We start from the raw sequence: 7,511 nt of genomic DNA, 5'->3' as shown, positions 1-7,511 counted from the left end.
GAATTGTAGTTCTCCTCCACTTACTTTTGGAGTACTTTCCAGCTCTTTGGTCAGAATTTGTTCTACCATGGGCAGGTTTACATTCAGTTTTTTCAAGATGAAAGGAAGAACATTCTCGTCTATTTCCGATAAGGCTTTAAACAGATGTTCATTCTCAATCTGCGGATGCTGCATCTCCTGGGCCAATTGTTGAGCCATTTGAATGACCTCCTGTGATTTTATGGTGAAATTGTTAATATTCATTCCTGTGTTTTTTTAGTTCTTATGTCTATTTTTGTTATCAATAGGTCAACAATCTTACCATTTAATTGGAGCAGACAAAATGGCCGTTACATAGACTAAAATACAGACAATTAGGCAGGTACACCCTTGAGGGTACCTATTAAACTACAATATAAGGATGGGATTATTTGATTTATTCAAGAAACACGAAACGTCGTCAGAGTCAAAGCAAGGGGGAGTTCAATGGAGTTCACTTAGTTCAGAGGAGGATTTGGACAAATTAATCGATAAATCTTCCGAGAAGCCACAATGTATCTTTAAAAATTCTACCAGTTGTGGTATCAGTAGCATGGTCTTGCGGTCTTTAGAAGCGCAATACGATCTGAAACCTGAACAGGCAGATTTCTATTTACTTCATATACAACACAACAGGCCGCTTTCCAATCAGATCGCACAAAGGTTCAATATTAGGCACGAATCGCCACAGCTGCTGATTATTAAGAATGGGCAAGTGGTGCGAAATGCTTCTCACGGCGCCATAACAGAAGTTTCGATAGCGAAATATCTTTAAAATAAAACCCGGAGGTGTTGCCTCCGGGTTTATATATGTTCTAAGATTAGGATAGGTTAATTAAAACGGTGTCTTACCACGATATCTTTGAGTCGTGCCTTAAGGTCTTCTCCCGCATCATATACCATTTGTTCGTTCGAAGGAAAGGGCACCGCCCCTAAGTTTAGCAAAGCTACCAGGTTATTATCCAGGGCTCTTTTATCACCGTTGTAATTTGCGTATATATGTTGGAACACAAATTCACTCGATAGCGGATACGTATTCAATTGTTGTTTGGTTTGTAAATCGATATAACTAACGGTTCCGGTAACCTGAGCTAACTTCTGTTGGGTAAATTGGTAATAGTTACAGGTTACGGTTTTGAAATTATCTACTTTTATTTCATTCCCTAAACTGTCTTTTACCAAGTTGCCATTCTCATCTTCCAGGTATCTATACCCATCTACCACTTGTTTTTCCTTGATGAACTGCTTTTCATTTACTTGTTCCGGAGAAATGTTGATATTTCTGAAAGCAACCTGCATTTCATAGTCGTAGGTAACCTCATTTAAGGGGTTCGTATGATATTGTGTCCACAGGTCATCCAAACCAAAGGTGTTAAAGTTCAACAGTTCTTCTTCCAATCTGTTTGGGATCACCATTTGAGTGTCGTTGATCATCTTCACCTTTACAAAATCCAATCCTTTCTGGTAAGCCAATTCCATTTGTTCCTTGGTGTTGGCAAATCCGGGATTAATCTCATCCAGATATCTGAAATCTTCATAGGCGCGTCTGTAATCCAATTTATTAGACGCATTGTTGAATAGAGACAAGGCATTGTCGAATAAGTATTCAGACAATCTGTCTTTAGAATCAATGATATCCTCATCAAAATTCTTAAAGTTGAATCTCGCATCCCTGCCTTCATCCCTGACATACAGTGGCAATAAAGGCCGTATGCGTTGCTGAATATTCTTTAACTGGGAATATCCCTTGTAAATAGCTTCAAGATTTGCCGGATTTCCATCTTTCTCCAGGTAAGAGATATTCTGAAGTTCACGTTCCATATTCTTGCTAAAGGCCTCTTCCAGCATCAGCACATACGCCTGATTGCTTTTTTTGTCCTTGTTTTCTGCAAGATTGCGCAGCGCGCTGTTAATAGCTTGTTGATAGTTACCGGTATTGATAGCTTCCTGCGTTTTTTTAACACCTCCACAGGCAATCAAAAAAACAATAACTGAAAGATAAAGTAATGCTTTTTTCATGACGATTTGATTTATGGTTTGGTTGGGCATAACCAAGAGCCATGCCAAAATAATCCAAAATCATAACGAAAAAGGTCAATATATCGTATACTATCGATGAAATACAGGAAGTAAATTCCTCTTTTCTATTTTTTACTGAGGTCTATGGCTGGCAATAATTTGGTGGAAACCTCCCCAAATCCGATGCGAATACCGTTCCTGCTGCAATGTCCTCTCATGATAACGGTGTCATTATCATTAATGAACTTACGGGTATTACCATTGTTAAGTACGATCTCTTTTGTGCCTTGCCAGGAAAGTTCTAGCATGGAACCATAAGAATCCGGAGTGGGGCCCGAAATGGTGCCACTACCCATCATATCCCCGCTGTTAACCTTACAACCGTTTATGGTATGATGCGCCAGCTGCTGGGCCATGGTCCAATACATATATTTAAAGTTGGTTGTAGAAACTTTGGTTTCTGAACCTTCTTCAGTTGCGATGGCCACTTCCAGGTGAATGTCAAAACTCTTACTGCCTTTTTGTTGTAAATAAGGCAAGGGTTCAGGATCTTGTTTCGGACTGGCTACCCTGAAAGGTTCCAGTGCGTCTAATGTCACTATCCAGGGAGAGATCGAAGAAGCAAAATTCTTTCCTAAAAAAGGTCCCAAGGGGACATACTCCCATTTTTGGAGGTCCCTGGCGCTCCAGTCATTGAAAAGGACCAGTCCAAAAATATAATCTTCTGCCTCATTCACTGAAATAGGTTCTCCCAAGGCATTTGCATCGGTAGTGATAAAGGCCATTTCCAACTCAAAATCGACCAGTCTTGACGGACCGAATACCGGGTTTTCGGCACCTTTAGGAAGGGTCTGTCCATGAGGCCTGCGTATAGGCGTGCCGCTGGGAATTATCGTAGAACTACGCCCGTGGTAGCCCACCGGTAGGTGCAGCCAATTAGGTAACAAGGCATTTTCGGGATCGCGGAACATTTTACCCACGTTGGTGGCATGTTCCTTGCTCGAATAGAAATCTGTGTAATCCCCAATTTGCACCGGTAATTGCATTTCAATCTCGTCCATGGTGAACAAGACGATCTTTTGATGGTCCTTGTGCTTTTGCAATTCCTGATTGTCTTTTTCAAAGAGCTGACTAATCCGGTTCCTTACCAGTCGCCAGGTCTTTTTTCCATCGGAGATAAAGTCGTTGAGGGTATCTTGAAGGAAGATATCATCCGTTAAAGGGATGTCTTTAAAATATCCGAGTTGATGAAGCGCTCCAAGATCTATGGCATGGTCCCCAATACGTGTACCAATGGTTATAACATCATCCCTGGTCAGAAAAACCCCGAAAGGGATGTTCTGGATGGGAAAGTCAGAATTTTCCGGTACAGGTAACCAGGAAGACTTCGAAGGGTCATTGGCTTTTATAGGCATGGGCTATTGTTAATTTGTGTTTGATAAATTCCTGATCAAATATATTATTTTATAATCATTAACACCGGGCAATTTGTACTTTTACGCCTCAATTGAAAGAAAATAGCATTTATGAAAAGGGATACGCAAATATTTGAATTGATTGCTGCCGAAAAAGATCGTCAACTAAATGGGATAGAGCTCATTGCTTCAGAGAACTTTGCCAGTGCACAGGTTATGGAAGCTGCCGGTTCTGTGCTAACCAATAAATATGCGGAAGGGTATCCCGGGAAACGATATTATGGGGGATGCGAAGTGGTGGATGAGGTGGAAACCCTTGCGATTGAACGCGCTAAAGAATTATTCGGCGCTGTATATGCCAATGTTCAGCCTCATTCTGGATCACAAGCCAATGCGGCCGTATTTCAGGCATGTTTGCAGCCGGGGGATACCATTCTGGGATTCGACCTTTCTCATGGAGGTCATTTAACACATGGTTCTCCTGTTAATTTTTCAGGCAAACTATATCGCCCAACTTTTTATGGCGTTGAGGAAGAAACGGGTATTTTGAATTACGATACTATACAGGAGATTGCACTTAAGGAAAGGCCAAAACTTATTATTGCAGGAGCTTCCGCCTATTCACGGGATATGGATTTTGAACGATTCCGGAAAATAGCTGATAGTGTAGATGCCTTATTACTGGGAGATATATCGCACCCTTCAGGATTAATTGCCAAGGGTATTTTAAACGACCCTATTCCACATTGTCATATTGTAACCACAACTACGCATAAAACACTCCGAGGCCCACGAGGTGGACTTATTATGATGGGGAAAGATTTTGATAACCCTTTTGGAATTCGATTAAAGAATGGGAATCTCCGAAAAATGTCTGCACTTATAGACCTGGCGGTTTTTCCTGGGAATCAAGGTGGCCCACTAGAACATATCATTGCGGCGAAGGCTATTGCCTTTGGAGAGGCCCTTACAGAAGAGTTCTTACATTATATGATACAGGTAAAAAAGAATGCTGCCGCCATGGCCGAAGCCTTTGTTGCCAGGGATTACAAGATCATTTCAGGAGGAACAGACAACCATATGATGCTTATAGATCTACGCAATAAGAATATCACAGGGAAAGAAGCAGAACATGTTCTTGTAAAGGCCGATATTACTGCAAATAAAAACATGGTGCCTTTCGATGACAAGTCGCCTTTTATCACTTCAGGAATACGTTTTGGAACTGCGGCGATCACCACCCGTGGTCTAAAAGAAGATGACATGAAGTTAATAGTATCCTTTATAGACGAAGTTCTGAGTCATCCTGAGGATGAAAAAGTGATTGCCGGGGTAAAGGAAAATGTAAATAAGATGATGAAAAAGCGTCCGCTTTTTAATGATTGAGCAAATTGAGATCTCCGGAGATGATGTTTTTGCTTTTCAGATCATAGATCACTGCTTCTGTATCTGATTCGAAATACAACCCCCAAAAGGAGTAATAGCCTTTCTCTTCAATTCGTGCAGGCCCTGCCAATGCGGTATAATGATCTCCAGAACTTACTTCCTCATAGACGGGAATAAATACTTCCGTAGGAGTTTCAGATAAATGGCGGGTGAGATAGACATAATTTTCCGCTAAGGAACTCAAAATGGCATCCAATTCTTGTTCAACACTCTCTGGTCCTAGTTTTTTGATGATAATAGTGCAGTCTTTAAGTATAAAGGAAAGTTCTTCTACATCAATAAAGCTGTGATTGAGCGCCCTTATGCTCTGCATATGCTGGCTTAACACTGTATTCCCCTTATTTACCACCATAGGCTGGTTGGTGCCCCAGGTTCCTTGCTGAATATGGTAAAGAACCTCATGAAGTCCCAATGCACAATTGAACTCAATGACGAGATTATTTTGTTCACAGCATACGGCAGAATTACGGATGGAAACATCCGAAAAGTAGTCCTTCTCCAGGTTATTCCTGAGTGATTGCAACCCAGGTATCTCCTTCTTCCCTGTATATGGAGATTTAGAATGAAATTTGACTTTCTTAGGTCTATTGGGCATAGCAGCTCTTTTAAGTAACGCCTAATGTAAAGCTAATGTTAATTCTATGGAGTAGACTATATAAAAACCATAGACTTTCTATGGTTTTGTGGTGTTTAACTGATTTATTGAGAAGAATTACTCAATTTTTAAATTAAAACAGGGGTAAGGCTAAATAAAACCTCTGTTTCTGGATTCGGTGATAAGGGCCTGATCATTCTGTTTTTCGACCCCAAAAAGGGATTTAAGTTGGCGCTTCCTATTCTCGATACCCGGGAGGGAAAGGGAAATGAATTTTACCATATCCTTGGTTTTAGTACCAATGGATAGATAATAGAGAATCTTTTTATCATTCTCGTCCAGAGAGATATCCTGGGCCATTTTTTTACGGATGGCTACCAGCGCTTTCTGGGTGTAATATGGCGGTGACGAAAGTACCGTGTTCACCATGGCCTGAAGCGATTGTTGATCGATCTCGGTTTTTACCATATAACCTTCCGGATCTACTGCTTGCATGATACTATTGATGCGGTAATTATCACTGAAAGAAGACATGAATACAACTTTAGAGGATGGGGATACCTTTCTTGCGAAGATCCCTATGTCCTCTCCTGTTTTGGCAGGGCCATCGGTTGGATTGGAAAGTTGAATGTCTAATAAAAGAATATCATATACAATACCTGTTGCAGCATCTTCGATCATTTTGGTGGCCTCTGTATAGGATTTTGCCGTGTCCATCTGAACTTTATAATCCTCAAATTCCGTATCCTCCAAAATGAACTTATACCCAAGCGTGGTCATTTCGTGATCGTCTACTGCTAAGATTTTTACCGTCTTCATGAGCATTGTTTTATACTTCCTGCAGGTCCTTAGGTAAAGGTATTTCTTTTTTTGCTTCTGGCGAAATATGTTTCAAAGGGATCTCCAACAGTACAGTGGTGCCAATCCCCGGGGCACTGCGCAGATACCATCTGCCGTTGATCTTATCTATGCGCGACTTAATATTCTTATGCCCGATACCTGTTTTACCCTTGGAGGCTTCAAATCCACGGCCATTATCCTGTATGCTGATCACCATATCCTTTTCGTTGGTATCAAATGAAATATATACGTTGGAGGCCTCCGCATGTTTCACGCAATTCTGTAAACTTTCTTGTAGTATCCTGTAGAGATTGATCTTGGTGATCCCTTCCAGGCCGTCCCAGTCCACGTCATGGTCATAGGTGAATTGGTATTTAATTCCTGCAGGCTCACAAATATTTTTAAGCAGGTCTTCTACAGAGCTCATAAAGTTATTCAACTTCTGGTAGGAGGTGTCGTTTAATTCGTGGGAGATGGTCCGTATCTCCTCCTGTACTTGCTTTAACTTTTCAATGGCCTGTTCGCGTAAGGCTATAGCGGCTTCATCTGCTTTCTTGTTGAGCCCCAGTAAGATCATCCGTATTCCATTCATCTCGCCTAAAACCCCGTCGTGCAATTCTTCTGAGATCCTTTTTTGTTCTGATTGTTTCCCTTCTTCCACTTTTTGCTTTTGCCCCAGCATCAGGTTAAAGATCTCCTGGTTAGACTCTTGTTGCTGTTGCTGAAATCTAAGTCGCTGGTTCTTGATCCGCTGAATAATTATTATTAATAGAGCGATAGCTAAGAGTACAACCCCGCCGGCTATACTGATCCATACCATTCGTTGCTTTGCTAATTGCTGGTTTCTGGCCAGGGTTTCGTCTGTTTCAAAGCGTATGCGGTTGAATTTATTCCGTATCCTGCGTTCTTCCTGTTGCAGGCTGTCTGAGATCCTGATATACTCATTATTGTAGCTAATTGCATTGTTGGGATCCAGTTCTGCCAAAAGTTTGAGGGATTCCATATACCGCAGGTTGTTGTCGATTTCCTTTGCGATATCCCTCGCATTCTGGGCATAAACGAACGCATCTGTTTTATTTCCAGTACCCTTGTGATACATAGCAAGATGGTAATAATTAAGCGAAAGGCCTTCGAGGTCGCCAATACTATCACGAATATAAAGTGCCCTGGTCAGATCG

General features: G+C 41.3%; 8 protein-coding genes. 2 read left to right on the top strand and 6 right to left on the bottom strand.

All coding sequences use genetic code 11. From position 1 onward, the window contains the following. On the bottom strand, window positions 1–243 hold a 243-nt coding region (locus WBM49_RS08235; RefSeq protein ID WP_424371575.1), incomplete at its 3' end, for a Clp protease N-terminal domain-containing protein. A 157-nt stretch (window positions 244–400) separates the two neighbouring features. Between WBM49_RS08235 and ytxJ the strand changes: the two genes are divergently transcribed. Continuing rightward, on the top strand, window positions 401–793 hold the full coding sequence (gene ytxJ, locus WBM49_RS08230) for a bacillithiol system redox-active protein YtxJ (RefSeq protein WP_424371574.1): 393 nt from the start codon (window positions 401–403) through the stop codon (window positions 791–793). A gap of 56 nt (window positions 794–849) precedes the next feature. Here ytxJ and WBM49_RS08225 read toward each other — a convergent pair whose 3' ends face one another. Continuing rightward, window positions 850–2,037 carry a hypothetical protein gene (locus tag WBM49_RS08225; protein ID WP_424371573.1) on the bottom strand — a complete coding sequence of 396 codons (1,188 nt, stop codon included), beginning with the start codon at window positions 2,035–2,037 and terminating at the stop codon, window positions 850–852. Window positions 2,038–2,162: 125 nt separating this feature from the next. Then, window positions 2,163–3,452, bottom strand: coding sequence for a fumarylacetoacetase (gene fahA, locus WBM49_RS08220; protein ID WP_424371572.1), 1,290 nt, complete (start codon window positions 3,450–3,452; stop codon window positions 2,163–2,165). Window positions 3,453–3,563: 111 nt separating this feature from the next. Between fahA and glyA the strand changes: the two genes are divergently transcribed. Then, on the top strand, window positions 3,564–4,838 hold the full coding sequence (glyA, locus tag WBM49_RS08215; RefSeq protein WP_424371571.1) for a serine hydroxymethyltransferase: 1,275 nt from the start codon (window positions 3,564–3,566) through the stop codon (window positions 4,836–4,838). On the opposite strand, the gene WBM49_RS08210 is transcribed toward glyA, so the two are convergent. The 3 genes from WBM49_RS08210 to WBM49_RS08200 form a co-directional block, all read right to left on the bottom strand. Beyond that, on the bottom strand, window positions 4,828–5,493 hold the full coding sequence (locus WBM49_RS08210) for a hypothetical protein (RefSeq protein WP_424371570.1): 666 nt from the start codon (window positions 5,491–5,493) through the stop codon (window positions 4,828–4,830). The genes glyA and WBM49_RS08210 overlap by 11 nt on opposite strands. 150 nt (window positions 5,494–5,643) lie before the next feature. Continuing rightward, window positions 5,644–6,312, bottom strand: coding sequence for a histidine kinase (locus tag WBM49_RS08205; RefSeq protein ID WP_424371569.1), 669 nt, complete (start codon window positions 6,310–6,312; stop codon window positions 5,644–5,646). Between the two features lie 10 nt (window positions 6,313–6,322). Continuing rightward, window positions 6,323–7,511, bottom strand: a 1,189-nt coding sequence (locus WBM49_RS08200) for a sensor histidine kinase (protein ID WP_424371568.1), incomplete at its 5' end; no start/stop codon positions are given.

Origin of the sequence: Muriicola sp. (genome assembly GCF_049669965.1) — a bacterium.
GTDB lineage: Bacteria > Bacteroidota > Bacteroidia > Flavobacteriales > Flavobacteriaceae > Muriicola.
The sequence above is the reverse complement of the archived record's forward strand: the minus strand, read 5'-3'. Positions and strand labels throughout refer to the sequence as shown.

Coding starts and splice junctions, on each gene's coding strand:
- glyA (WP_424371571.1), top strand. CDS start 3,564: ATGAAAAGGGATACGCAAATATTTGAATTGATTGCTGCCGAAAAAGAT.
- WBM49_RS08225 (WP_424371573.1), bottom strand. CDS start 2,037: ATGAAAAAAGCATTACTTTATCTTTCAGTTATTGTTTTTTTGATTGCC.
- WBM49_RS08210 (WP_424371570.1), bottom strand. CDS start 5,493: ATGCCCAATAGACCTAAGAAAGTCAAATTTCATTCTAAATCTCCATAT.
- WBM49_RS08205 (WP_424371569.1), bottom strand. CDS start 6,312: ATGAAGACGGTAAAAATCTTAGCAGTAGACGATCACGAAATGACCACG.
- fahA (WP_424371572.1), bottom strand. CDS start 3,452: ATGCCTATAAAAGCCAATGACCCTTCGAAGTCTTCCTGGTTACCTGTA.
- ytxJ (WP_424371574.1), top strand. CDS start 401: ATGGGATTATTTGATTTATTCAAGAAACACGAAACGTCGTCAGAGTCA.